The 613-nt window shown below is 45.2% G+C and carries 1 protein-coding gene; it reads left to right on the top strand.

Annotation, left to right across the window (positions count from 1 at the left end; all coding sequences use genetic code 11):
- A partial coding sequence (locus MOC09_RS20095) for an ABC transporter ATP-binding protein (RefSeq protein ID WP_268371696.1) occupies positions 1–613 on the top strand: 613 nt, incomplete at both ends.

Genomic DNA, 613 nt, shown 5'->3' with positions numbered 1-613 from the left:
ATCAAAAAAATACGGCCGCCAAACTGCCGTCAATGACGTGTCGATCACCTTATCATCGGGGCGGATTTATGGTTTGGTCGGGCCGAACGGCAGCGGCAAATCAACGACCTTAAAAATGATGGCTGGCCTTCTCTTTCCGACTTCAGGATTCGTTAGAGCGGATGAAAAGCCGGTAACGAGAGATATGGTCCTTCAAACGGCTTATCTCACAGAGCTTGATATGTTTTATCCGCATTTTACTGTTAAAGATATGGTGAACTTTTACCAATCGCAATTTCCTGATTTTCAAACAGAACAGGCCTATAAGCTGTTGAATGAAATGCAGCTTGATCCGGGAAAAAAGATCAAAAAGCTATCAAAAGGAAATCGGGGAAGGCTGAAAATCGTCCTTGCTTTGGCAAGAAGGGCATCCGTCATCTTGCTGGATGAACCCTTTTCCGGGCTTGATCCGATGGTCAGGGATTCCATCGTAAACAGCCTGGTGTCTTACATTGATTTTGAGCAGCAGGTTGTGGTGATCGCAACGCACGAGATTGATGAAATTGAAACCCTGCTTGACGAAGTAATCATACTCGCAAATGGAGAAAAAGTTGCGCAGCGTGATGTGGAAGAT

The sequence above is a fragment of the Bacillus sp. N12A5 genome (genome assembly GCF_026790125.1).
Classification (GTDB): Bacteria; Bacillota; Bacilli; order Bacillales; family Bacillaceae; genus Bacillus.
Note: the sequence above shows the minus strand (reverse complement) of the source record. Positions and strands in the feature narration are given on the sequence as shown.